Origin of the sequence: Nocardia sp. NPDC049220, assembly GCF_040647855.1 — a bacterium.
Taxonomy (GTDB): domain Bacteria; phylum Actinomycetota; class Actinomycetes; order Mycobacteriales; family Mycobacteriaceae; genus Nocardia.
This window is the reverse complement of record NZ_JBEZDA010000002.1, coordinates 624,255-649,765: the sequence shown is the minus strand read 5'-3', so window position 1 is coordinate 649,765 and position 25,511 is coordinate 624,255. Positions and strand designations below refer to the sequence as shown.

The window sequence follows — 25,511 nt, the reverse complement described above, 5'->3', positions numbered from 1 at the left end:
GTTACGGCATGCTGACGGCATGTGTTTGGTGTTGATCGGCTGGCGTGCGCATCCGGATTACCGGCTGATCGTGGCGGCTAACCGCGACGAGCTCTACACCCGGCCGACGGAGCCCATGCGCTGGTGGTCGGAGGTTCCCGGGTTGCTCGCCGGGCGCGACATCGGAGCCGAGCGCCGGGCCGAGGGCGATCCTCCCGGCACTTGGCTCGGCCTCACCACCCGATCGCCTGGCCGCAATCGCTTCGCCGCGCTGACGAACGCGCGGACCCCGAATGACGAGCGCGCCGACACCCGTTCCCGTGGGGCGCTGGTGATGGACTTCCTGCGCAGTGTCTCCGACCGCCCTCCGGCCGGTACCTCTGTGGGCCCGAAGCAGTACGTGCTCGACATCGCGGCCGCGCCCGACCACTACAACGGATACAACCTAGTGGTCTCCGACCTGGCGACGCTGTGGTGGCATTCCAACCGCGCCACCGCGTCCAGGGAGCTCGCGCCCGGCTTCCACGGACTCGCCAACGGCACTTTCGTCAGCTCCGCGAGTCTGATCGGAGACCAGGAGCCGACCGGGCCGCAGCCCGTCTGGCCCAAAGTGCGCGCGGGGTTGACCGAGTTACGACGGCTCACACGGTCCCATCCCGATGCGGTGGAGCGGTATTTCGCGGTACTCGCCGACCGCACCGAGGCACCGGACGACCGGCTGCCGCACACCGGAGTTCCCCATGAGGTGGAGCGAACGCTGTCAGCCGGGTTCATTGGGCACACCCTGCACGGCACCAGGGCCAGCACGGTTCTGCTCGTGCGGGAGAACGGGACGTTCTCGATGGCCGAACGCTCGTTCGGCAGGTTCGGCCGCGAGATCGGTGAGGTGTCCTTCCACGGCACACTCGAGCTGCCCGCATAATTCGACCTACCCGGATAACGGCACGCGGCCCGCTCTTCGAGAAGAGCGGGCCGCGTGCTGATCGAACAAGAACGTTCGAGCGACTTACTTCGGCGCGACCGGCGTCGAGTAGTTCGCTTCCGACCACTTCGTGGTGCCGTCTGGCGCCTGCAGGGTGTTGATCAGGTCCATACCCGCGATAGCCAGCGCGGGACCGCCGACGGCCACGGTGCCGAGGATGCCACCGATACCCGCACCGGCGATGGCGGCGGGGATGCAGCCGACACCGAGCAACGGCAGGCCGAGGATGCAGCCGATCACACCGCCCGCGATGACACCGATGGCGGTGCCGAGGAAGCCGCCGACGGCGGTGGCGATACCGAACTGGCTGGCGAACTCGTTCTGCGCACGCTGGTTCTCGACCGGCGAGGCGATCGGCTGCGCGACGACGTTGACGGTGTTGACCGGCTTGTCCTTGGGGACTGCCACACTCTGGTCAGGGGTCAGTTCGAGCACCGTGTCGTCGTCCTTGACAACCGGCTTGACCGGGACGAGGGTCTCGGCGACCTTGAACGCGATCGGGAGGGACAGCACCGTGTTGCCCTGCCCGTCCTTGATCTTGTAGACGTCGTTCTCCTGGACGTCCTCGGAGGACTTCGCGAGTTCGAACGTGCCGCCCTTCAGGGTCGTCACGACGGTCTTGTCCACCAGCTTGACCGAATACCGGATGGCCTGATCAGCTGTAGGCGCCGGCTCGTCGGCATGTGCGGTGCCCAGACCGATGGTCATCGCGCCGATGACCATCGCGGCGGCCGCGGTTGTTCTGCGGAGTTTCATTAAGTTTCCAATCCATCATCAGGTCGTCGTCTACCAGCGGGTTCACCTACGCGAGAGCTCTTTTCCATCAAATCCGGGTGGTCGGCTCCAGATCCTCCCCGAGCGGTATGCAAACAGGCACGGCAGACAGAACGTCGTGAGCCTAATAGAAGGCTGCGTTTTAAGCGAGATCCCTTATCAGACATGAGGACCGAGCTGGTGTGTGCCAATTGTCAGCTATCTCTCAGCTTGTCGGGTATCCCGCGGCGTTTACGGTGCCCATTGCGCGAGCGAACGTCGCGATCGAGCTCCATCGAATGTGACATTAATCACGAGTAAATTACGGGTCGAGCCCCAGCATGTGGGGTTATTGCCCGAATGTCGAACCTACGATGGACGGTAGTTGTTACCGACGAGTAACTTACTGCAAGTTAGGATACGAGCCATCCGGGGCGGCGCCAGAACCGTCCCGCCTCGTGTTGCCTTCTAAAGAAAGGTCGCGACATGAATGCCCTGACAGTGACGCTGGGCACGATTGGGGCGACGCTCAGCCTCCTGTGTTGGGCGTCGTTCATCGGCGGCGTCCGGAACATCGTGCGCGCCATCATGGTCGGACAGCCGGCGCCGGACCGCTGGCGGCCGTTCCTCCCGCGCTTCAAGCAGATGATCGTGGAGTTCCTCGCGCACACCCGGATGAACAAATTCCGCACCGTCGGCTGGGCGCACTGGCTCGTGATGATCGGTTTCATCGGCGGCGCCATGATGTGGTTCGAGGCATACGGGCAGACATTCGATCCGGCATTCCACTGGCCGATCATCGGCAACTCGGCGATCTACCACCTATGGGACGAGATCCTCGGCATCGGCACGGTAGTCGGTATCACCACGCTGATGGTGCTACGTCAGCTGAATCACCCGCGACTGCCCGAGCGACTGTCTCGATTCAGCGGCTCGCAGTTCGGCCCCGCCTACGTGATCGAGGCCATCGTACTGATCGAGGGTCTCGGCATGATCTTCGTCAAAGCGGGCAAGATCGCGGCCTACGGCCACTCCGACGCGGCCACCGACTTCTTCACCATGCGGTTGGCCGAGTTACTGCCGGCTAGCCCGACCCTCGTGGGGCTGTTCGCGTTCATCAAGTTGATGTCCGGCATGTTGTTCCTGTATCTGGTCGGCCGCAAGGTCACCTGGGGTGTGGCGTGGCACCGGTTCTCGGCGTTCCCGAACATCTACTTCAAGCGCGAGGCCGACGGCGACGTCGCGCTCGGCGCGGCCAAGCCGATGATGTCGCAGGGCAAGCCGGTCGACATGGAGACCGCCGATCCGGACACCGACACCTTCGGCGCGGGCCGGATCGAGGACTTCTCCTGGAAGGGCTGGCTGGACTTCACCACCTGCACCGAGTGCGGGCGCTGCCAGTCGCAGTGTCCGGCCTGGAACACCGGTAAACCGCTGTCACCCAAGTTGCTGATCATGTCACTGCGTGATCATGGCTACGCCAAAGCGCCGTATCTGCTGGCCGGCGGCCGCAAAGACATGGGCGGCGACGAGATCGGATTGGTCGACGCGGAGAGCAATCCGAACGAAACCGCGCTGGCCAAAATTTCCGAGGCCGCGAAGGCCGAGGCCGAGCGTCCGCTGGTCGGCGGCGAGGACGTACACGGCATCGTCGATCCAGAAGTGCTGTGGAGCTGCACCACCTGTGGCGCGTGCGTCGAGCAATGCCCGGTGGACATCGAGCACGTCGACCACATCATCGACATGCGCCGCTACCAGGTGTTGATCGAGTCGGAGTTCCCATCCGAACTCGCGGGTCTGTTCAAGAACCTGGAGAACAAGGGCAACCCGTGGGGTCAGAACGCCAAGGACCGGCTGAACTGGATCAACGAACTCGACTTCCAGATCCCGGTTTTCGGGCGGGATGCCGACAGTTTCGACGGCTACGACTACCTGTTCTGGGTTGGCTGCGCGGGTGCTTATGAGGACCGTGCGAAGAAGACCACCAAGGCGGTCGCCGAACTGCTCGCCACCGCGGGGGTGAAGTTCATGGTGCTCGGCGCCGAGGAGACCTGCACCGGCGACTCCGCGCGCCGTGCCGGCAACGAGTTCCTGTTCCAGCAGTTGGCGCAGCAGAACATCGCCCTATTCGACTCGGTGTTCCAGGGGATCGAGGACCGCAAGAAAAAGATCGTCGTCACCTGTGCGCACTGCTTCAACGCGCTCAACAACGAGTATCCGCAGGTAGGCGGTAACTACGAGGTCGTGCACCACACCCAGCTACTCAACCGGCTCGTGCGCCAGAAGCAGCTGATTCCGGTGGCCTCCGTGTCGCAGAACGTCACCTACCACGACCCGTGCTATCTGGGCAGACACAACAAGGTCTACAACGCACCGCGTGAGCTGATGGCCGCGTCCGGCTCGAACCTGGTCGAGATGCCGCGGCACGCGGAACGGTCCATGTGCTGCGGCGCCGGTGGTGCGCGCATGTGGATGGAAGAGCAACTCGGTAAGCGCATCAACATCGACCGGGTGGACGAGGGATTGAGCACCCTCGCCGGGTCCGCGGCCCCCTCCGCGGACGGCGCCGCAGGGAAGATCGCGACCGGCTGCCCGTTCTGCCGCGTCATGCTCACCGACGGCGTCACCGCACGGCAGGAGAAAGGTGAGGGTGCGGGCGTCGAGGTCGTCGACGTCGCCCAACTGATGCTGGACGCCATCGAGCGCGTCGAGCCCGCCAGGCTGACCGACAATGTGACCGTTATCCAACAACCGAAGACCCCCGCATCGGAACCAAAGCCCAAGCCGGAACCCGCCCCGGTCGCGGAAACGCCCGCACCTGCCGGAAAGGCTCCGGTCGGCGGCGGTCTGGCGATGAAAGGCCCCGCCAAGGCCCCCGGTGGACTCGGCATGAAGGGCGCCGCCAAAGCACCCGGCGCCAAGACCCCCAACACCGAAACCGAGACCACCTCGGCACCCGCAGCGCCCGTCAAGGGCCTCGCCATGAAGGGCCCCGCCAAAGCACCTGGTGGACTCGGCATGAAGGCTGCGGCGAAGGCGCCCGGCGCCAAAGCTCCAGCGGCAGCCGCCGAGTCGGCCGAATCCGCGCCCACCACCGAGTCTCCTGCTGCCCCGCAGGTCAAAGGCCTGGGTATGAAGGGCGGCGCCAAAGCGCCCGGACTCGCCATGAAGGGCGCGGCCAAGGCGCCCGGCGCGAAGGCTCCGACTGCCGCCGCACCAGCCGACACGACAGCGACCGCGCAACAATCTGCCACCGAGACGACCACCGCTGCGACCGAGACCAAACCAACGGTGCCCGCCAAGGGGCTGGCCATGAAGTCCGGCTTCAAACGGCCCGGGCCGAAGACGCCCGGTGCCGCGCCCGCTGGTGCGACCCAACCGGCGGCGGCCGAACAGGATACGGCCGAGGTGGCGCCCGCGGCGGCACCGACCGAGCCGGAGCAGACCGCCAATGGCAACGGCACACCCCCGGTTGCGCCGCCTGCCGCCAAGCCGGGCGGCCTCGGCTTCAAGTCCGGCGCCAAAGCGCCCGGTCGAAAGAGTTGATCAGGGCGTAATAGCGATGCGAGCCCGGGTCCCCGAGGACCCGGGCTCTTTCGTTCCGTCGCCGCAGTGCACGCTGGCGCGAGATGAACTCCGGCGATGTCCTGCGCGAGACCATACGATGCTGCAACACATCGACACTGCCGACCGACCGGCCGACCGAACTGCTGCCGCCGTTCGACCTATTCGAGGGTGTCGGCCAGTACTGTGCGCATGCGCCCGACAGGCTCGACGCAGATTGCCGCGGTCGCGTCGTCGATGGTCGGCTCGATTGCCGCCCAGGCGTTGCCCCGCGCGCCGAGCAGCGCTGCGGCAAGTAGGCCTGCAAGCCGGTGACCGTGAGATCGCCGGCGACCCGGTCCTCGATGGTCCGCTACGAGTGCACCTCGACGGCGACCGCGGTCGCACCCGATGACGAGGTGCTGCCCGAACAGCGGTCGGCGCCGCATACCGTCGACTAACAATCCTCGAAGAATGCCTTCACATACCCCGCCGATTGATAGACGTAGTCGTATCCCCAGCGCAGGATCGAGAGGTGGGGTTCGGGATCGACGAAGAGAAGTTGCCCGTCCCAGCACTTCTCGAGGATGTACCGGGCGCGGGAGATATGCGGGGTGAAAGTGATGACGATGACACGCCGCCACCGGTTGGCGCGGGCGAAGCGGGCGAGTTCGCGGCCCTCGCCACGGGTGGTGTGCGGCGAAGGATCGAAACAGGTGACCTCGAAACTGTAGCCGCCATGGCAGATCCGATTCACCAGCGCGCTGCCCGCATACGGATCGGAGAACAGCACGCGCGGCGCGTACCCCGCGCGGGCCAGGCGGAGACCGAGTTGTTCGCGTCCGTCGTGCGCCCCGCCGAGGACGAGGATGGCATCGGCTGGGGCAGGCGCGTCGGTGTGCGGCCGCACATAGACCGGCCACAGCGCACCGACCGCGACGGCGACCACGAAGACGGCGCCCAGTAGCGGCCAGGCCCAGCGATGACGTCGCACCACGCCGATGGTAGCCAGGCTGCTGAATCGATCTGTCCAGTTCAGCGCCTTCGGATTGTCAGTGTCGCCGCATGTACATCTGCTGTTGCCCGGTCTCTTGCCTCGCTGATGCGGCGTGGCCATTGTCAGGGCTTACCAATCGATCATGCGATGCACAGTCTTCGGAACCGGGTATCTCGGGGCCACGCACGCGGCATGCATGGCCGAACTCGGGCATGACGTCATCGGGGTCGACGTGGACCCGGGCAAGGTCGCGAAGCTGTCCGACGGGGTGGCGCCGTTCTACGAACCCGGTTTGGAGAGCGTGCTGCGCCGCAACCTCGGTGCGGGCAGGTTGCGGTTCACCACCTCCTACGCCGAAGCGGCCGCCCACGCGGACGTCCACTTTCTCGGCGTGGGCACCCCGCAGAAGAAGGGCGAGTACGCCGCCGACCTGAAGTACGTGCACGCCGTGGTGGACACCCTGGCCCCGATGCTGGAACGGCCCGCGGTGATCATCGGCAAGTCGACGGTGCCGGTGGGCACGGCCGTCACGCTCGGCGCCCGCGCCCGCGCGTTGAGCACGACCGAGGTCGAAGTGGCGTGGAACCCGGAGTTCCTGCGCGAAGGCTTCGCTGTCAACGACACGCTGCGCCCGGACCGGCTGGTTCTCGGTGTCGATCGTGACCGCGACGCCGCCGGATGGATCGAGGAGTTGGTCCGCGAGGTCTACGCCGATCTGATCGCCGCCGAGGTCCCGTTCCTGCTGACCGATTTGGCTACGGCAGAACTGGTCAAGGTCTCCGCGAACGCATTTCTGGCGACCAAGATTTCGTTCATCAACGCAGTGTCGGAGGTCTGCGAGGCAAGCGGCGCGGATGTCACCATGCTGGCCGACGCACTCGGCTATGACGCGCGCATCGGCCGGCGATTCCTCAACGCGGGCCTGGGATTCGGCGGCGGCTGCCTGCCGAAAGACATCCGTGCGTTCATGGCTCGCTCCGGCGAACTCGGCGCCGACCACGCCGTAGCCTTCCTGCGCGAGGTGGACAACATCAACATGCGCCGTCGTACCAAGGTGGTGGATATGGCCGCTCGCGCCTGTGGCGGCTCGCTGCTCGGCGCCAACGTCGCGGTGCTCGGCGCCGCGTTCAAACCGGAATCCGACGACGTTCGTGACTCCCCCGCGTTGAACGTGGCGGGCATGATCCAGCTGCACGGCGCGGTCGTGACCGTCTATGACCCGAAGGCACTGGAGAATTCGCGCCGACTGTTTCCGACCCTGAACTACGCGACCTCGATCGCCGAGGCATGCGAACGCGCCGACGCGGTGCTCGTCCTCACCGAGTGGGACGAGTTCACCGCACTGCGTCCGACGGACCTGGATCGAGTAGTGCGGTCCCGCAGCATCATCGACGGCCGGAACTGTCTCGATCGTGCCACCTGGCGAGCCGGCGGATGGGTGTACTCGGGACTCGGCACACCGTAGAGTTGCGGAACGAGGCTAGGACTATCGGACAGACGACCAGTCCCGCCTCGAGCACCACCGATCGTCGACGGTAGGGTCCGTCCAGCGGGCCTCAGCCGACGGACGGCGCAGGCTCGCATGTCGTGAAGCGTGAACGAGATGGGCACCTGATGAGTTCGGTACTGGGAGTTTCGGTGGGGGCCGGCGCTGTCCGTATGGCGCGGCCACACGCCGGGAACCCCCACGGGCATGTCGCACCGCATTCATTCGACGTACAGACCATTCCGGTTGTCGAGCAGAGCGTGGAAGAACTGACGGCTGAAGCCATCGGGGTCGTCCTGGAGTCCACGCCGGGTATCGGCGCCACCGCGATCGCTTACCGCAGCGAACAGCACGCCCGCGCGATCCGCGCGGCAATGGCGCGCCAGCAGTTGACCAACTACGAACTCGTCCCGGAGATCGCCGCGGCACTGGAGTTCGCCCAGTCCACCGGCGATATTCGCGGCATCACGTCGCTGGTGGTCTATGACCTCGGCAGTTCGGGCCTCTCGGTGAGCGTGGTCGACACCCAGACCCGTGAGGTCCGCCATAGCGAACGCACCAGCGATATCAGTGGCGACTATCTCGATTCGCTGATCCGGGAGCAGCAGATCGCGTCGGGCCGGATCGCCCACCCGCCGAACGCCGCGGGCCTCGCCGAGCTGGACGCGCTGTGTCGGGAAGCCAAGGAGCAGCTGACCAGTAACACGGCAGTAGCACTGCCGAGCGAGCAGGGCTTGGTACTCCTGGCACAGGAGAACTTCGAGTCACTGATCATGCTGGCGATCGAGTCCTCGGCTCGGATGGCCCGCGACGTGATCGTGCGCTCGGACCGCCCCGTGCACGGGGTGCTCGCCATCGGCGGCTGCGCGCGGATCCCGCTGGTCGCCAAGGTTCTCGAACGGTGGATGGGCGTGCCGGTCGTCGTCCCGGACAGCCCCGAGACCGTGATGGCCCGCGGCGCGGCGCTCTTGGCCCGGCCGATCCGAACGGCCGCGCCCACCGCGAGTCAGCCCTCGAGCAACGACGAGCTTTCTCCCGCCTGGTTATCCGCACCGGCCGCGCGTGGCAAACGCGAGATCAGCGGCGCCGTGCTGACAGTCAGCTCGCTCGCGGTCATCGCCGCGATCGGCCTGGGGCTCGGTTATGGTCCGCAAGTGCTGGAACGCGATTCGCACAGTAGCGAGGGGTCGCCGCCGGCGTCCGCGACCACCGCGCCGCGCACCACCGTCATCGATCCACAGATCGCGGTCGCGCCGGGGACCACGACGGAATCGGCGCACGAGTCGGCGGCCGCACCCCCGCCGCAGAACCGGCGCCAGCCCACGAGCGAAGCGCCGCCGACACCCGGCCCCAATACGATTGTGGTGCCCGGTCTTCCTCCGATCGTGGTCCCCACGCTCCCGCCGGAAGTCTTCCCCTTCCCGCCGCCACCTCCGCACTGACACACTTCCCAGGTCGGTGCGGGTCCCATGCCGACTCCCCCGGGCACCCACACACTCAGACTCGTGCGTGCCGTGCCTGGCGGCGTGGTGGCGTGGGCTCCGCGCTGCCGAACGGACGCGCGAGTAGCACGGCGATGCCGGTGGTCAAGGGGACCGACAGCGCGAGCGCGATACCGCCGACCGCGGAGCGCGCGATCTCGATCGCCACCGCGTCACCGGTCAACACGTCACGAATGGACCGTCCCGCCACACTGAACAACAACAACAGCGGCAGTGCCCCACCGGCGTAAGCGAGCACCAGGGTGTACACGGTGCTGGCGATATGGTCGCGCCCCACTCGCATGGCGGCGGCGAAAACTTCACGCCGCGAGGCCGCCTTGTCCAGGGCGGCCAACTCGAACGCGGCCGACGCCTGGGTGATCGTGACGTCGTTGAGCACACCGAGCGACCCGATAATGAAACCGGCCAGCAGCAGTCCGGTGATGCTGACATGCTGGATGTAGGTCGCGACATTGGTGTTCTGCTCTTCCGAGAGCCCGGTCAGGTGAGTCAGCTCGATCGCGAGCCAGGACAGTCCGGCCGCGAGAACCATCGACGTCAACGTACCGAGCAGCGCCGAACTGGTTCGTAGGTTCACCCCGTGCGCCATATACAGCACCGCGTACAGGATCAACGCACCAGCGACCAGCGCGACCGGGATCGCGGGTTTGCTGTCCAGCAGGGCCGGCAGCATGAACAGCACCAGTACCGCGAACGCGAATACCAGACCGAGCAGCGCGCGCAGACCACGCCAGCGCGCCACCACGATGATCACGACCACGAACGCCACCACGATCAGCGTCAGCGGCAGCCCGCGCGCGTAGTCCTCGAAAGAGTACAGCGGCGTCCCGGTCGGATCGGCCTGCCGAACCAGCCGGATTCGGTCACCCGCACGCAGATCGGGTTGTCCTGGGCCCGGTGCGATTTCGAAGAGTGTGTGGTTGCCCTTGTGCGGCCCGGAATCGATGGTGATCAAGCTGCGCTGACAGGTGTAGGCGTTACTGCGCGGCGGCTCCGGCTTGCCGGCGAACACTTTGCCGAGCGACGTGCTGCCGCACGGACCGACGTCCTGCATGATCACGGTGCCCGCCTCGGTCTGCACCGCACCCCCGCCCGCGTTCTGCATGGGCAAGGGGATGTCCACGTGCTGTTTGCTCGGCCACAGCAGGACAGCGCCGAGCACGACGAGGATGCCGATTGCGGTGAGTAGCCCGATGACCACGCGAGCCGCGGTCGCTCCAATCGCGATCGGTTCCGAGTGATCGTGGTGATGGTGGTGGTCGCTCACCGCGCTCCTACTTGTCAGAGGTGTCTGCCCGGAGCGAGCTTAAAGGATTTCATTTTCAAGATTGGTGTGGCGCCGCGACTATCCGCCGAAGTCGCACAACAGGGATTCGGGAGGGGGCGGCGGAGAGCAGGGGGATGTCTCCGCCGCCCGCGGGCTGGCGGCCCAGGGGGGTAGGCGGCCGAACCCGAGGCCGGATGCGCCCAGGGGGGTAGGCCATCCGGCAGGCACCGAAGTGCCGAGGACTACTGTACACAAAAGTACTTCTTTTGCGCTAGTTGGTCTCCAAACTTGGCCCATATCCATACATGGAGTTTGTTTTAGACCCGGAAGCGGGCGATTCTCTCGCTCACGACCGATTACTCGCTACTGCCGATAGCTGGACAGGAAGTTGCCGAAGCGCTCGATCGCGACCGCCAGATCCCGCGCCCAGGGCAGCGTCACGATCCGCAGATGATCATGGTTCGGCCAGTTGAAGCCGGTGCCCTGCACCATCAGGATCTTCTCCTGCAGCAGCAGATCAAGGATGAGTTTCGAGTCGTCGTAGATCTCGTGCACGTTCGGATCCAGCCGGGGGAAAGCGTAGAGCGCGCCCTTCGGCTTCACACAGGACACTCCGGGGATCATATTCAGCCGCTCCCAGGCGACATCCCGCTGTTCGAGCAGTCGGCCACCGGGCAGGATCAGATCCTCGATGCTTTGATATCCGCCGAGTGCCACTTGAATCGCGTGCTGCGCGGGAACATTCGGGCATAATCTGGACGAGGCGAGCAGGTCGATCCCCTCCAGGAAACCGGCGGCACGCTCCTTCGGGCCGGTGATCGCCAGCCAACCCGACCGGTACCCGGCGACCCGGTAGGCCTTGGACAGCCCGTTGAAGGTGAGACACAACAGGTCGGGCGCGACTGTCGCCAGCGAGATGTGCTTGGCGTCGTCGTAGAGGATCTTGTCGTAGATCTCGTCGGCGAGCAGCAACAACTGATGCTTGCGCGCGACGTCGGCCAACTGCTGTAGCACCTCGGCGGAGTACACCGCACCGGTCGGGTTGTTTGGGTTGATCACCAGCAGGGCCTTGGTTTTCTCGGTGATCTTCGATTCGATATCGGCGATATCCGGCTGCCAGCCGTTGGCTTCGTCACACAGGTAATGCACCGGGGTACCACCCGCGAGACTGGTCATAGCGGTCCACAGCGGATAGTCCGGCGCCGGCAGCAAGACCTCGTCGCCGTTGTCCAGTAGTGCCTGCATGGTGATGGTGATCAGTTCGGAGACCCCATTGCCGAGGTAGACGTCGTCCACATCGAGTTCGGGGAAACCCGGCACCAATTCGTAGCGGGTCACGATCGCGCGGCGGGCCGACAGAATGCCCTGCGATTCGGAGTAGCCCTGGGCGTACGGGAGCGCGGCGATGATGTCGCGCATGATCACATCCGGCGCCTCGAAGCCGAACGGAGCCGGGTTGCCGATATTGAGCTTGAGGATGCGGTGCCCTTCGGCCTCCAGCCGTGCCGCCTGCGCGTGTACCGGTCCACGGATCTCGTAGACGACATTCTGCAGCTTTGTGGACTGCTCCAGAACGCGCGGCGGGCGGTGCGGTAAATGACTCGGGCTCACCCGTCCCATCGTGCCATCCGTCGCAAATGGATAAATGCCGATCCGAGGTCCGATCAGCCGTCTTCGGCGGCGTCGCCGCGCGCGATGTGACGAGTCACTCACCAAGCCGGTCGGCCGGCGGGATCCCCTTCGCCGCGGTGGAGCCGCAGAACTCCTCGATCCGTTCGTCGAGGAACCGCGCTTCCAGCGCGTCACGGAAGGCCGGCGTGGCGATGCGCCTGCGCACGCCGGTCAGCCGCTCTTCGAGTTGCGCAATGCGCTTGTCCTCGTCGAGCCCGAGCACCGGATGCAGTGCCTCGGCCGCGCCGTCCAGGCTGCCGTTGATCAGGTGGGCGGCGGCGCAGTCCACCCGAGCCAGCGACTCGGCGCCGTAGGAGCGCTGCTCGGATGGCCCCTTCGAATACAACTCGATCGCCCGCTGGGTGGCGGCGAGTGCGGGCTCGGCCTGGCCGAGATGGATGTAGGTCGCGCCCGCGTAGTACTGAGCTTTGGCATCGTTGAACCCGAAAACGCCACCCACCTGGTCGTGCAGGGTGTCGGTCGTGGCGACCCCGAGTGCGTCATCGGCGGCCCGGATACACCGGTCGGTATCGGCGGGGCTGCCCAGCGCGGACCAGATCCGTGCCTCGATATTGAGCAGCCGCACCTTCGCCGTCGCGGATTCGGCGAACTCCTGCCCGCTCTGCGCGAGCAGAACTGCCCGGCGCGGCCGCTGCGACCAGTACTCGATCAGAGCGTGCATGCCGCGGGTCCAGGCCCGAAGGCCGTTGTGCCCGCACAGTTCCGCGTAAGCCCAGGCCGCCCTGACCTGCTCACCCGCCGCGTCGTAATAGCCCAGATCGGTACTCGCGTTCGCGAGCAAGCCCGAGAGGGTGCCCGCGAGTAGATACAGATGGCAGGTATCGGCGGGCCGCTGCTGCCCCTCCAGCAGCCGGTACACCCGGCGCCGCACCCGCAGCATCTCCACCATCATCGGCACCGGCGAGATGTGCACATAGTCGTTCGCGATCCGCGCGACATCGGCGTCGAGTTGTTCCAGCGTCGTCGCACCCACATTGGTGCCCTCGGCTTTGCCGACATGTTCGCTGGCCTCGTGAGCAGCCGCCATGATCAGATCCCTCTCCGAAATCGCCGCCAACGCAGCACCTCTCATCGCACCCGTGTCAATGAGAGCCAAAAGGTCCGCGTCGCTCGAATAGTGGATGCGCACCGAGGCGTCGGCTTGCGCAGCGAATCCCGCCGGGACCGGTCGATCGACCACCGGCTCATCGATCATTGCCGCGAAGCGCGCCCGCACCACTTCGTCGGACCTGGCCAGTGAGGTATCCAGCGCGGCTTGGTTGATCGGTCGTGGATGGACCCGGACGCCCCCGGCCTCCCATTTGGACACCAGCCGTTCGTGCACACCCAAGTGCGCCGCGAACTCCCTGATGCTCATCCGCTTGGCATCGCGAAGGGCACGGGCCTCTTTTCCTGACCATTGCCTGACCACGATGTCATCCCTTCCGCACGAGCAACTCATCTCAGGGTACGAGGGGTTTGTGAGCAGAGCCACAGGCGAATTGGGTGTCCTCAGCAGAGGCAGCGGAAAGGCAGCGGAAGGCGGGCGTGCGGGCAATACCGAATCGCCGGGACGGACCGCGACACTCGAAAGACGGGAGGCAAGGAGTTCGCAGTGAATGTGGAGAAACTCAGGACCGTGGACGAATGGGTGGCGTTCTACCGACACGAGTTCGGGTTACCGGTCACCGAGCGTGGCGGCTTCGCCATGCTGCCGGTCACCAACCGCGTCTGCGTTGTCCACCTGCCGACTGCGCGCGCGGAAAAGGTCGAGGCCGCTCTGGCACAACAGGGTACGAGGGGTCCCATGTTGGCCAGGCAGATCAGGTGGAGCTTCCTTGCCGAACCGGACAGCAGACCGGGACCGCAGGTACTGGAAGTGCTCAACCGTTTGGATATCGGCCTACCCGCGATCGGCAGTGCCGTGATGTTGCCGACCGGTCTCAGCCGTTGGACCCGGGAAGGGTGCTTCTGGGTCAACCCGCCGAGCCGGGGCGACACGCTCCCACCGCTTTCCGTCGTTCTCACCACGGCGCTGGCGGTAGGAGCGGGCCGCGGGGACTGATCACCTCCGCGATCAGTTCCCGCTGCCGCCCGGGCCGGGTCCGCCCCGCTTCACATGTCGACGAGGCGGATTCGGTTCGGTGCCGTTATGCAGTCGGAGCGCAGCACTTTCCTCGGCGAGGGTAGTACTCAGCGCGATTCGGCGGCGTCGATCGCGGTGGAGGGAAGCGGGAAGTTGAGGTAGGACCGCGACGGGGTCGGTCCGCGCTGGCCCTGATACTTCGAGCCTGCCACCGCACTGCCATACGGGTGTTCGGCCGGGCTGCTCAACTTGATCAGGCAGAGTTGGCCGATTTTCATCCCGGGCCAGAGGGTGATCGGCAGATTCGCCACGTTGGACAACTCCAGCGTGATGTGACCGCTGAAGCCGGGATCGATGAAGCCCGCGGTCGAGTGGGTGAGCAGACCTAGCCTGCCCAAACTCGACTTTCCTTCCAGCCGACCGGCCAGATCGCCCGGCAGCGTGCATACCTCGAGCGTGGAGCCGAGCACGAACTCGCCAGGGTGCAGCACGAACGGCTCCCCCTCGGCGGGCTCGACCAGGCTGGTCAGCTCGTCCTGCCGCTGCGCAGGGTCGATGTGGGTGTAGCGGGTGTTGTTGAACACCCGGAACATCCGATCCAGTCGCACATCGATACTCGACGGCTGGATCAGGTTTTCCAGGAGCGGCTCGATGCCGAGACGCCCAGCGGCGATCTCCGCACGGATGTCGCGATCGGAAAGCAGCACGCCGACGAGCGTAGCCCGGCCCCGACCGTGCTGCGTTACCGGCCACATCGCCTGCCCGCCCGTGTGGTGGGGTTGCAGACGTAGTCGTGTGGGATCGCTTGCCCGAACACGTCCAGTTCGGGATTGCGGTCCGACACCGGGACTGCACCGCGATTCCGATTTCGTCGCCGACTATCGCGCACCCATTCCACCGGCGAACCTCACTGATCAACCCGCCGGCAGACCCTCGGCCCACCGCCATCGTCCGGAATGGGACCGTGGAGAGGTGACGTCACATCGGGTTCGGACCACGATCGGAGTGTTCACCGCGCTGCTCATGGTGTTCACCATCGGCCTCACGGTCCGCGTACTCCGTGACAACGGCCGCATCGGGATCGACCGTGACATCTCGGACTGGGTCGTCGCGCACCGCAACGGGGCACTGTCGCCCACCGCGGTAGCAGTCAGCGCGCTCGGCGGCGGCCTCGCCATGACGGTGCTCGCCACGCTGGTGTGCCTCGGCTTGTCCGTGGGCCGGCGCTGGAACCAAGCGGCGCTTGTCGCCGTCGCCGGGCTCGGGTCCACGCTGTTGGTTCGCGGCGGCAAGAAACTGATCGACCGAGACCGCCCGCCCGTCGAGGATCACCTCGTGTCCGTGACAAACCAGGCCTATCCGTCCGGGCACAGCCTCGGCTCGTTCGTCGTCGTCGGCATTGTCGCCGCGGTCCTGATCCCGCGCCTTCGTCGCCCCGCCCTGCGTGCCCTCGCCGCGACACTCGCCACGATTTTCGTTGCCGCAGTCGGACTTTCCCGCATCTACCTGGGCGTTCACTGGACCACCGACGTTCTCGCTGGCTGGTGCATCGGCGCACTCTGGTTGATCTTCTGTCTGACCGTCTATCGGCACCTCCCCCAGCCGCCGGCGGAAAATCGTCGCCCCGGCGCGACCACGGAGTAGCGATTCGGGTCACATACCCCACCTGATGTGACCCACTCGCAGTCGGTCGCCGCAGTTCCCTCAGGCCACGGTCGCGGTGTCGTGTTCCATCACTTCGCTCGCCGCCCGCTCACCGGAGCGGATGGCTCCGTCGACCCAGCCACACATGACAGCGGAACTCTCGGTCCCGGCCCAGTGAATCCGGCCGCAAGGTTCGCGCAGGGCACGACCGAACTGGGTGAGCACACCGGTCGGTGCGTGACTGAGCATCCCCCCACCGGAATAGCGCTCGACGCTCCAGTTCTGCTCGATGTAATCGACCGGCGAGCGGGCCTTGTCGCCGAACCGCTCGACGAGTTCACCGAGTATGAGTTTCCGCCGCTCGCCCTCCTCGAGTTGTCCGATCTGCCGCGCGATGGGCCCCTCGGTAATGACACACATGACCCCGGGCCTGACGCTGTTCGTGCCGGCATCGATGGTGATGGTCGCCGGAGATCCCGGAGCGGCCGACTGTCCCGACAGCCCATCGTCGCGCCAGAACGGCTCGTCGTACAGCACGGCGATCTTGAAGATCGAGCCGCTCGGCATCCGCTGATGCAGGAACGACCGATCGACCGGCAGCATCGGCTCGTACCGGATCTGTCCTGCGATCGCCAGGGGAACGGCCACGATCGCCCGACGTGCGCGCACCGTCAATTCGTCCGACCGGACCGTCACCCCGTCGGCGTCCTGTTGGATGTCCCGAACGGGCTGCGACAGGTGGATCGAGTCGCCGATCTCGGTTGCCATCGGCCGGTAGATGGCCCCCATGCCCCCGACCGGCCGAGCATCCTGGGCGCCATCCTTGACTCCCAGCACGAAGCCCGGCCCACCCCCCGACGCCATCTGGTACAGAACGAAGAGCATCGACACCTCCGAGGCCGCCGAGGTGTAGCACCCGGCGATCGCGGTACCGAGCAGCTCATGGGCGGGTTTGGACGCGATGTTGCTGTGCAGCCACTGCGCCAGGCTGACCCGATCCCATTTCTCGGCCTCTTTCGCTTCCCACGGGGCGTCGAGCGGAATCGCCTTGCACATATGTCCTAGCTCGAGCATGGCCGCACCGAGATTCATCGCAGCCCAGGGACTCATCGTCCACGGGATTGTCCCCGAGTAGCGGTACTGCTTACCGTCGACCAGCATCATGGCCGCGCCGTCGACGTGCTGCTGATAGCTCGGCACTCCGAACTCGTCCATCAAGGCATAGATCCGGTCCTGCCCCGGCCCTATCCAGGCACCACCGCGATCGATCCATGTCCCGTCCGCGCGCACCTCGGTGAACGTTCGCCCGCCGACTCGGTCGCGCGCCTCCAGCAACACCACCGATCGACCCGCTTGTTTCAGCCGCAAAGCGGCAGTGAGCCCCGCGAATCCCGCACCAACAACACAATATTCGACGTCTGCCATGGCGAGCCGCCCTCGTGTTGAAGTTCTGCGCCAAGCCGCCGTGCAGCCGGGCGCTCTGGTTTCCACACCCTCGAGACAAACGGGCGCAGAATCGTCTTCGAACAGGCCTAGCCGTCGAAGAGCAAGTTTATAGCAAACCCGGGATCCGCCTCGGGCAGATTCGCCCCGTTCGCCGCGGAACAGACACCGCGGCCTGGTCACACCAAAAAAATCGGCACCCTGATGAACCCCTGATGGATCAGCTCGCGTACTGCAGCGAGCCGTGCGTCGACTCCGTGCCGTCGCACGAGAATGCGCGTAGCTCCGGGCCGGCCGCCAACGCGTCGGACTATCGAGGCAGAGAGTTGACCGGCGTGGCGGCTGGTCTGATAGAGTCGCGGACGCGTCTAGATGCAGGCCGATGTAGTTCAATGGCAGAACTTCTGCTTCCCAAGCAGACAGCGCGGGTTCGATTCCCGTCATCGGCTCCACCACGGAAACAGGCCCCAACCAGCGTTTATCTGGTTGGGGCCTATTTTTGTTCTGTGCGTCAGCCAGCCTGAATGTCACGAGTTGTCACAACCTCGCCCAAAGTCTTCGCAGCCTCTCGAAGCGCCTCCACCTGGGAGTGGGTATAGATCTTCGCCGTAATGCTTGCGTCAGCATGACCCAGCCACGCAGCGATCACCGCGAGCGGCACCTTGCGCAGGTGCATCGTGGTCCCGCAGGTGTGGCGGGCATCGTGTAGTCGGATGTGCCGTACGCCAGCCCTTCTGAGCGCCTCCGACCATCGGCGAGTCAACGTGTCCGGGTGATACGGAGTGCCGTCTTCCTTGCACACGACGTAGTCACCGTCCTGGTACGCATTGCCGAATTGGAGTTTGTCCGCAGCCTGCCGGCGTCGTGCCTTTCGGAGCACTTCCACCATCTCGTCATCCATCGGAAGTGTCCGAACGGAAGCTTCGGTTTTGGGGTCGTCCTCCACAGCCTTGCCGCCGGCCGACGCGCGACCGATATGCACCACGAGTGTCTTTTGCGCGAAATCGACGCCACTCCACCGCAATCCGCCTATCTCGCCGCGCCGCAACCCGCATAGCGCCAGAAACCAGGCGTGCCCGTCCCGATCTCTTTCCAAGCTGGACAGGAGCTGTGACACTTCGGCCGGGGTATACGTCAGCGGCTTGCGCTTCTTGCCCGTCTTCGGCTTTATCGCGCGAGCTACGTTATGTGACAACATCTTTCGCTCAATCGCTAGTCAAGGCGCACCGGCGGCGCTACGCCGCCGCCGCGCTACGACGCGCAGCGCGGCTCCCTGAACAGCGGTCGCCGCAGCGCGTCGAGCTCGTCGGCAGCGCGATCGCCGCCGGCGCGCATTTGGTCTAGTTTTGCGTGCTCTGGCATCCGCTTCGGCGACGTGGCAGCACGCGGACTGTTCGACTCTGGCCGCTTTTCGTTTCACCGAACAGTGCTGGGCACGACGCCAGCCGTCCCCGACTTGCTCTTCCGCAACCCACCACGCGGTCGGCCAGCATCAGAGGTGGGGCCTGGCTCATGTCACCTTCAACACGACCTTCCCAGCTCAGGCACGGCGGGGCTGAGGAAGCGGTTCGCTCTCGCTACATGCCGTCAACCAATGTTCCAGGCGCGCTTGCATCTCGATCTGGGACAACACATACGGATTGGACCCGCCGTGAGACACGATGTTCGGCGCTGCCGGATTGGCGGTCATATCCAGCCCGTGCAGGTACTGCAACCCGCTCATGACCATCACATCGCGCGGCCCGTCGGCATCAGCGTCTTCGACCCAACGCGCCGCCCAATCGTGAACGGTCTCGCGGGTTAACTCACCGGCAATAACTCTCCGCCACGTCTTCTCGATTGCGGACCGTCTCGGCCATTCATCCTCACCGACTTCCATGCAGTCGATTATGGCCCCAGCGAAATGCAGCCGACGGTCCGATCCATGTCCGACAGAACGAGAGGCGCCATCGCAGCTCCGAGTCCGGGCCTCTATCGACCACGCAACCGGCTGACCTGCACAGATGAATTGCTGAACGAAACCCAACGACCCGTGCGCGAAGCCTAGCTGGTTGCGCAACCCCCTGCCTCCTCCTGCCCCGATTGTCTGACCTCACTCGGCCGAATCAAGGGGAAGATCGCCCTTGACACGACCTCCCTCAGTTCAGGATGGCATGTATGAGGAAGCAGGGGGAAGAGCAGTCTCCAGACATGCAGAAGCGGCGTATAGGCGTCTATCCGCGAAATGCGTGCAACCAACGTGCAATACGTACCGGAGATCAGCGGTCAAATCGGGAGATTTTACGATGATCCGGCCGGTTCCCGAATATCGGTGCATGACCCCTGACCAGGGCATGAACATACGAGTATTTGTCGGGGTGACAGGATTTGAACCTGCGGCCCTCCGCTCCCAAAGCGGACGCAATGGTACCAGTCGGATGTTGAAGAATGACCCCGTGAAGTGACTACGCGATGGTGCGGAAATGAGCCGACTGGGTCCATCCGCCTCTAGAGCACCTCGATGGTCAGGCCGGAGTTCCTTCCGGCTTGACCTCTAGTTTTTCGACCGCCGCGATGATCTCAAGCACTGTCTGGTACCGCTGTGTCGGGTCTGAATGAGAGCACTTCTGGATGATCTCGCCGAGCGAATCAGAGCCTGGTAGGAGTTGTCGGACGCCTTTGAAGATGTACGACAAGATAAATCCGACCACGTAGATGTCGTTAACTGGCGCAAACTCTTTAAAGGTATCAAGTGCGGGATCCACAATCGTGCCCCGGATCTCGCTCTCCGCTTTCGTGAAGTCGGAATTACTTGGCTTCGCCAGTCCGAAATCTGAGAGCTTGACCGTTACCGCCCGGCTGGAATACTCGTGAAGCAGGACATTCTTCATGCTCAGGTCCCGATGGCAGATACCATACCTGTGTAGGTAGTTCAGTCCGAAGAGGAACTGGAGTGCGACCCTTCGACGGAAGTCGAAGTTGAGGTTGGGCTGGTTATTTCGCCGCTTGATGTACTGCTCAAGCGTGCTTTCGCAGAACTCCATTGTGTAGGAGTTCTCCTTCTCGTTGTACCGGTAGACCTTGAGGATGTACGGGAAATCGAGACCCTTCATGATTTTGTACTCACGACGGAACCGTTCGATGTCCCGCTCGTCCGCCCCGCGCTTCAGCTTCTTCCTGGCGATTGTTAGGTCGTAGTTCGGGTCCACAAACTTGTGGACGATCGCGTAGGCTCCTTCGCCCACTACGGTGAGATCGACCTTCGAGTGGTCGGCTAGCTCCAACGCAGTATCGGATAGCCCGAACACTGGGTCGTATTTTTCCACTAACACCGGCGTGAAGCCTTTGGGGATCGGACTTCCGTTGATCGGGATCAGCCAACTCTTGGAACCTTCCAGAACCCGCTCATACTCCGGCGCGAGGGTGAGGGACTTTCCCATCCTCTCCAACGCGGTTTTCAGCTCGCGCACTTCGTCAATCAAATCGAGCAGTTTGCGACTGTTTTCTGCGTTGAAGTGCCCCGACTCCCCGTTGCGTGCCTTCATGTTCATCCAATCGAACTCGCTGTCGAGTCGCCCGTGAATCGAGGCGAACGCGCGCTTCAACTGATCCGTGCTCTGGACGGGATCTCGGTGGTTCAAGTACAACTCGAGGTAGTCAGCATCGATTGAAAGATCGTTGTAGCGCTTAAGAACCCGCTCAAGACGTCTCCCCGGTGGTGTAGTCACGTCTGTATTTTGTCATCGCCAGCCCGTATCCAAGCGAGATCGTCATGACGCAGGTCGAAGCACCAAGCCACGTCGTGACCGCAGCCCCCGGGTGGCAATCCGAGCTCAGCTTCGACGTTGAGACCTATAGCGTTGGGGACCCCCGCCATAGATGGGTGTGTCTGGCAGTGTTGAGCCGAGGCCCGTTCTTCGAGGTGGCGAAGCGGGACCAGAACGGGACCACACGTTGTGAACGATCTAAAACAACCCGCTGGTCACTGATAGCTGGCAAACCACCGAAAATGACTGCCTACCTGCATCTTTGAGAACCCAACCGACCTGGGGGCCAAGTTGGTCCGCGCCAATAGCAGCCGACAGCGATTCAGCGGTCTACCGTCACGTCTGGCTGGTCGGTACCACCCGACATCGTGAAGACGAAGAGGGCACGGACATCTCCGGTGTCACCACCGTGTCACAAGCACCCCCGTACGCAGCCGGACAGACATGTACCGAACCACCAAGACACGAGACTCCATCAACCTGCCGAGTACCCCTGAATCCGTGCCGTAGTTGCTTCCCAAGCAGACAGCGCGGGTTCGATTCCCGTCATCGGCTCCGATCAGAAACCCGCCCTGAACAGGCGGGTTTTGTTTTGGGACCAACACCCGAGAAGGTGCTGTGCCCAAAGCCGTACCCTGCGCACATTCACTCGGAGTTCTTCAGAATCGGTCACATCACCCCAGTCCAGAGGGCGTGCAGGTGTTGTTCAGAGTCACCGCCAATGCCAGTGATCGCCAAGACTGTGTAACCAATCCGCTTAGGGCACAACAACTAACGGCTCGGAGGCGGGCAGGTGTCCGTCGGGATGAATCCCTACCGCACCCGGACGCGAGCCCGACTCAGCCCGTGACCGCACGGTCGGTGCCGGACCGCAGGTAGCTGTATGCGGTTTCGCGGCTTACACCGAAATCTTTGGCCAGGGCGGCTTTCGATTCACCGCCGGCCGCGCGGGCCCGCGACCGGTCAGCTCGCTCGGTGGTGAGCGCGGGCTTGCGGTCGATGACTCTTGCCATAGCAGGCCCCTTAGCATTGAGGATCGGTAGAGTTGGCGGGGGTTTGCGGAAGGAAGGATGACCGAGCCGTTCGGGCCGGCGGCCGGCACTGCAGTCGGTGCTGCCGCGAAAGAGGTCGCCGAACGCGCAGTGCGTGCGTTGACCGCCGGCGTATCTCACACCAGCAGAGCCTGGCATGACCTCGCGGGTGGGACCCGGGGGTCTGCGGGGGTTTTGGTCCACACCGACCGGCAAAGCGCGATACCCATCGACTTTGGCGGTCGTGCTCGGATTCGCGATGACCAGGTTGTCGGGGGACGCCACGACGCCGCGTACACGACATGGCTGCACGAGCTACAGGGCCGAGGTGTGGACACCGATCGGGCGATGACAGACCTAGGGACCGTGTGGGACTATCTGCGTCACGATCCCAAGTGGGTCTTCGACCCCGAACGCAATTACGGCGGGATCATCTTCTTCGGTAGTCGCGACATCGGCGGTGCATCGGTGATAGCGAACCTGGTCCGGGACCGCGGGCTTGGTGATGTGCCCGTGGTCTTCTCCGGATACCAGGGCGAAGCAGCCAAATTCCGGCTGGCGGCACGAAAGCTCAACCTCGAGCCGAACCAGATCATCGAGGAACCCTTCGCCCGCAACACCGGCCAGAACGCGGTCTACTCGGCCAGGATGCTCGAGCAACACGGTCGCGATGTCAGTTCCGTGATCGGGGTGTGTACCCCGTTCCACTCACGCCGCGTGTGGGGCACCCTGATGAAACAGTGTCCCGAGGTCGGGAATGTCTGCATATCCGCCGCCGACGTCTCCCTCGAGAACTACATGAAATACGGCAACCGGCCCGACGCCACCACCGCCCCCCACCCGAAATCGATCGTCGCCATCACCATGGGCGAGATCAAACGTCTCGACGAATACCCCCGCGAAGGCCACATCATTAAAGAAAACATCCCCGCCGAGGTCCGCGACGCCTACGACAGACTGAGTGAGACGTTCCGGCCCGCCGAGCGCAGGTTCTGACCCGAGCCCAGCAACTTTCGTTTGTTCGCAGCATGCTGGTCCGCGCATCGGTCGATACTGTCGCGGTGAGCGAGACCGCCGGCGCGGGACTGGACGGGCTGTCGCCGGCTCAGCGTCAGCAGGCAATGCAACGGTTCGAGGTGGTGCGCCTTCAGGGCGGCACCACGCTCCCCGGTGCAGCGACAGCGGGCGGGGTGCCGGTGCGCACAGCCCGCCAGTGGATGGCTGCGTATTGGAGTGAGGGCCTAGCCGGGCTGGTGCGCAGATCCCGTGCCGGAAAGGGGCAGCGGCGCCTTCCCGAAGAAATCGCGCTGTTGATCGAGGGCCTGGCTTTGCGGCGCCCGGCGCCGAACACCGCGACGATCCACCGTCAGATCCTCGACATAGCCGCCGGGCAGGGTTGGCCCGTGCCGACCTACAGCACTGTCTACGACACCGTCGCGGCCATCGATGCCGCGTGACGGATGCTGGCGATGAACGGAGAAAAGCGATTCGGCAGGTGTTCGACCTGGCGCATCTGCGCCAATCCGGACGAGAGAACGAGATCTGGCAGGCCGACCACACCCAACTCGACCTCTGGGTTGTGACACCCCGCCAGCAAGCCGGCACGACCGTGATCGAGGGCGCTCACTCCCGCCCATTGCCGGCTATGCGGTCATCCTCAGTGCCCCTCGGCATTGAACGCCGCACTGGCGCTGCGGCAAGCGATCTGGCGTATAGACCAAGGCCACACCGACGGCCGGTTCACTACCTTCGCCGAGTTCGAGGTCGACCTGCTGCGGATGCGCACCGCGAGGGCATGGCCGTGGCCAAGTCCACGCTTGTGGCTGTTGTGCAGTGGTGGCGCGCAGTTCGTCACGCTCTCCAGATGTCGCTCACGATCTCCGCGCGGGCGCCCTCGATCCTGTCGCCGGCGATGACCGCCCGATCGCATATCTTGTCGGCGGCGATGCGGGCACGGATCTCGGCGTAGATACTCAAGCGATCCTCTCCGAGCACTTCCCGTGCCCCTGTTCCGACGAGGGCTCATGGCAGACGCCGCAATGCCAACCGGTGCACGGAGTGTCGGCGTCGGAAAATAGGCGGGTGCATTCGCTGCTGGTGCAGCCCCGGCGGCCGAGGTACGCGAGCATAGTCATTCTGTCTCCTGGTGAATTCGCCGTACACGGAGCCCGCCTGTCCTGGCGCGTTGCTACGGGTGCGGTCATGGTCGTGATAGATGGCGCGCGGGCAGCGTTTGTTGCCACAGCTTGCACACACAATGAACGGTACAGACCGAAGTCGGCGCGATGGATTGCCCAATCGCCCGTCCAGGTGCTGACACCCCCGGTCGCCGTACAGCGTGGCTTTCGCGACCGGTTGGCCGAGCGCGGGTAGCAGCCGCAGCAGTTCGGTGAGGGCTGTGGCACTGCTCGATCGTTGCGGCGGTGGCGCCGGCTTAGATCGCGCGGATATCGTATTACGCCCGGCAGCGGCCGCAGTACACCTACGCCGCGGTGCGTCCTTGGTCGTCGAGTTCGCCGCGCGTGTCGACCAGGCCGCCGATGCTGGCCTTGCTGTCGAGACACAGATTCCCGGGATGCGCCGGTTGGTGCTGGCAGGTTGGTAGTGCAGCGTCACCGTGAACGGCAACGTCGGGTTGATGTTGGCGGCTTCGGCTATCCACCCGGTCTGGGCGCGCGCGAACCGCGTGTGCCCGCGCGCGGCCCAGCGCATGCGAATGTTCGGGCTCTGCTTCGGTGCCTGCCAGGGCAACTCCAATCGGGCGCGAACTTCGGTCACTGCACTATCTCTCCTTCCGATTTCGATGTCGGTGTCCGGCCGCTCCGACAGCAGTCGTGTCGCGGCGTCGAGCCGCTGGTAGTTCTCGGCGGTGCTGTGCACGTCCCAGCGGTCCTCGCCGCGCGCCGGACGTGGGCGAACAAGCCCATTTCGGTCTGCGCGATGTGCCAGCACGCTCGGATATCACACCCGCGAGGAACATCTGATGACAACCTCGCCGAGACCGAGATGTGACGAAACTTCCATCGAAACCGCCTCTTCGAGAGCACATTTCGATCTTTGGATCATGCCGACTTCGTTGCCCGCGCGCATGGCGGCCACGGCCCGAACAATACCTGTCGGCCTCCGCCTACAGACTCGGTTGCGGAGTTGGGGCCGATCATGGCGAGTGCGGCCGGGCTCACGGGACCAGACCATCAGTGCAGGGGCCTGGTGTTTGGCCGCTGGCTGGCTGCCGACAAAAGTAGCGGAGTACACCGACGAACTCGAGCCGGACAGTGCTGGTAGTCACGCTCTGCCCATTCCGGTGAAGGGTGACTGGTGCGACGCTACGGTGGAGTCGTCCACAGGGATTATTTTGTTCATGCGCACGAATCCCACACG

Annotated in this window: 21 protein-coding genes and 1 tRNA gene; 10 read left to right on the top strand and 12 right to left on the bottom strand. The window is 64.6% G+C overall.

The window, feature by feature from the left end:
* Positions 1-19 precede the first annotated feature (19 nt).
* Entirely contained in the window at positions 20-901 is an 882-nt protein-coding gene (locus AB0C34_RS10055) for an NRDE family protein (RefSeq protein WP_357069479.1), read from the top strand.
* 84 nt (positions 902-985) lie between these two features.
* Here AB0C34_RS10055 and AB0C34_RS10050 read toward each other — a convergent pair whose 3' ends face one another.
* Positions 986-1,717: a hypothetical protein gene (locus tag AB0C34_RS10050; RefSeq protein ID WP_357069476.1), complete on the bottom strand. Its 732-nt coding sequence runs from the start codon at positions 1,715-1,717 to the stop codon at positions 986-988.
* A gap of 483 nt (positions 1,718-2,200) precedes the next feature.
* On the opposite strand from AB0C34_RS10050, the gene AB0C34_RS10045 reads away from it, so the two are divergent.
* Both AB0C34_RS10045 and AB0C34_RS10040 read left to right on the top strand, forming a co-directional pair.
* Positions 2,201-5,260 carry a heterodisulfide reductase-related iron-sulfur binding cluster gene (locus AB0C34_RS10045; RefSeq protein ID WP_357069474.1) on the top strand — a complete coding sequence of 1,020 codons (3,060 nt, stop codon included), beginning with the start codon at positions 2,201-2,203 and terminating at the stop codon, positions 5,258-5,260.
* Positions 5,261-5,589: 329 nt separating this feature from the next.
* Entirely contained in the window at positions 5,590-5,718 is a 129-nt protein-coding gene (locus tag AB0C34_RS10040) for a hypothetical protein (protein ID WP_357069472.1), read from the top strand.
* Here the strand turns inward: AB0C34_RS10040 and AB0C34_RS10035 are convergent.
* Positions 5,715-6,251, bottom strand: a complete 537-nt coding sequence (locus tag AB0C34_RS10035; protein WP_357069470.1) for a YdcF family protein — start codon at positions 6,249-6,251, stop codon at positions 5,715-5,717. The two genes, AB0C34_RS10040 and AB0C34_RS10035, sit on opposite strands and share 4 nt — an antisense overlap.
* A gap of 145 nt (positions 6,252-6,396) precedes the next feature.
* On the opposite strand from AB0C34_RS10035, the gene AB0C34_RS10030 reads away from it, so the two are divergent.
* Entirely contained in the window at positions 6,397-7,719 is a 1,323-nt protein-coding gene (locus AB0C34_RS10030) for a UDP-glucose/GDP-mannose dehydrogenase family protein (RefSeq protein WP_357069468.1), read from the top strand.
* A 194-nt stretch (positions 7,720-7,913) separates the two neighbouring features.
* The gene (locus tag AB0C34_RS10025; RefSeq protein WP_357070122.1) at positions 7,914-9,182 is read left to right on the top strand and encodes an Hsp70 family protein; all 1,269 of its coding nucleotides are present in this window, start codon (positions 7,914-7,916) and stop codon (positions 9,180-9,182) included.
* Between the two features lie 55 nt (positions 9,183-9,237).
* On the opposite strand, the gene AB0C34_RS10020 is transcribed toward AB0C34_RS10025, so the two are convergent.
* From AB0C34_RS10020 to AB0C34_RS10010, 3 genes are all read right to left on the bottom strand, one after another.
* Entirely contained in the window at positions 9,238-10,509 is a 1,272-nt protein-coding gene (locus tag AB0C34_RS10020; protein ID WP_357069467.1) for a YibE/F family protein, read from the bottom strand.
* A 363-nt stretch (positions 10,510-10,872) separates the two neighbouring features.
* On the bottom strand, positions 10,873-12,129 hold the full coding sequence (locus AB0C34_RS10015; RefSeq protein ID WP_357069465.1) for a pyridoxal phosphate-dependent aminotransferase: 1,257 nt from the start codon (positions 12,127-12,129) through the stop codon (positions 10,873-10,875).
* A gap of 85 nt (positions 12,130-12,214) precedes the next feature.
* On the bottom strand, positions 12,215-13,558 hold the full coding sequence (locus tag AB0C34_RS10010; protein ID WP_357069463.1) for an XRE family transcriptional regulator: 1,344 nt from the start codon (positions 13,556-13,558) through the stop codon (positions 12,215-12,217).
* Positions 13,559-13,795: 237 nt separating this feature from the next.
* On the opposite strand from AB0C34_RS10010, the gene AB0C34_RS10005 reads away from it, so the two are divergent.
* Positions 13,796-14,245: a hypothetical protein gene (locus AB0C34_RS10005; protein WP_357069461.1), complete on the top strand. Its 450-nt coding sequence runs from the start codon at positions 13,796-13,798 to the stop codon at positions 14,243-14,245.
* Between the two features lie 128 nt (positions 14,246-14,373).
* Here the strand turns inward: AB0C34_RS10005 and dcd are convergent, their stop codons facing one another.
* Positions 14,374-14,973, bottom strand: a complete 600-nt coding sequence (dcd, locus tag AB0C34_RS10000) for a dCTP deaminase (protein WP_357069459.1) — start codon at positions 14,971-14,973, stop codon at positions 14,374-14,376.
* A gap of 265 nt (positions 14,974-15,238) precedes the next feature.
* Here dcd and AB0C34_RS09995 point away from each other — a divergent pair, with 265 nt between their 5' ends.
* Positions 15,239-15,910, top strand: coding sequence for a phosphatase PAP2 family protein (locus tag AB0C34_RS09995; protein ID WP_357069457.1), 672 nt, complete (start codon positions 15,239-15,241; stop codon positions 15,908-15,910).
* A 60-nt stretch (positions 15,911-15,970) separates the two neighbouring features.
* Here AB0C34_RS09995 and AB0C34_RS09990 read toward each other — a convergent pair whose 3' ends face one another.
* The gene (locus AB0C34_RS09990) at positions 15,971-17,335 is read right to left on the bottom strand and encodes a flavin monoamine oxidase family protein (protein ID WP_357069455.1); all 1,365 of its coding nucleotides are present in this window, start codon (positions 17,333-17,335) and stop codon (positions 15,971-15,973) included.
* Positions 17,336-17,731: 396 nt separating this feature from the next.
* On the opposite strand from AB0C34_RS09990, the gene AB0C34_RS09985 reads away from it, so the two are divergent.
* Positions 17,732-17,805: transfer RNA gene (locus AB0C34_RS09985), tRNA-Gly, on the top strand.
* Between the two features lie 59 nt (positions 17,806-17,864).
* On the opposite strand, the gene AB0C34_RS09980 is transcribed toward AB0C34_RS09985, so the two are convergent.
* The 4 genes from AB0C34_RS09980 to AB0C34_RS09965 all read right to left on the bottom strand — a co-directional run bounded on the left by AB0C34_RS09980 (position 17,865) and on the right by AB0C34_RS09965 (position 22,112).
* Positions 17,865-18,551 carry a site-specific integrase gene (locus tag AB0C34_RS09980; RefSeq protein ID WP_357069454.1) on the bottom strand — a complete coding sequence of 229 codons (687 nt, stop codon included), beginning with the start codon at positions 18,549-18,551 and terminating at the stop codon, positions 17,865-17,867.
* Positions 18,552-18,893: 342 nt separating this feature from the next.
* Positions 18,894-19,232 (bottom strand): hypothetical protein, encoded by a 339-nt coding sequence (locus AB0C34_RS09975; protein ID WP_357069452.1) that lies wholly within the window; start codon positions 19,230-19,232, stop codon positions 18,894-18,896.
* Positions 19,233-19,857: 625 nt separating this feature from the next.
* Positions 19,858-21,060 (bottom strand): protein kinase, encoded by a 1,203-nt coding sequence (locus AB0C34_RS09970; RefSeq protein WP_357069450.1) that lies wholly within the window; start codon positions 21,058-21,060, stop codon positions 19,858-19,860.
* Positions 21,061-21,938: 878 nt separating this feature from the next.
* Positions 21,939-22,112 (bottom strand): helix-turn-helix domain-containing protein, encoded by a 174-nt coding sequence (locus AB0C34_RS09965; RefSeq protein WP_357069448.1) that lies wholly within the window; start codon positions 22,110-22,112, stop codon positions 21,939-21,941.
* Positions 22,113-22,478: 366 nt separating this feature from the next.
* On the opposite strand from AB0C34_RS09965, the gene AB0C34_RS09960 reads away from it, so the two are divergent.
* Both AB0C34_RS09960 and AB0C34_RS09955 read left to right on the top strand, forming a co-directional pair.
* Complete coding sequence (locus tag AB0C34_RS09960; protein WP_357069446.1) at positions 22,479-23,126, top strand: YdcF family protein; 648 nt, start codon at positions 22,479-22,481, stop codon at positions 23,124-23,126.
* Positions 23,127-23,191: 65 nt separating this feature from the next.
* Positions 23,192-23,587: a leucine zipper domain-containing protein gene (locus tag AB0C34_RS09955; protein ID WP_357069443.1), complete on the top strand. Its 396-nt coding sequence runs from the start codon at positions 23,192-23,194 to the stop codon at positions 23,585-23,587.
* A 394-nt stretch (positions 23,588-23,981) separates the two neighbouring features.
* Here the strand turns inward: AB0C34_RS09955 and AB0C34_RS09950 are convergent, their stop codons facing one another.
* Positions 23,982-24,107: a hypothetical protein gene (locus AB0C34_RS09950; protein WP_357069441.1), complete on the bottom strand. Its 126-nt coding sequence runs from the start codon at positions 24,105-24,107 to the stop codon at positions 23,982-23,984.
* Positions 24,108-25,511: the final 1,404 nt, after the last annotated feature.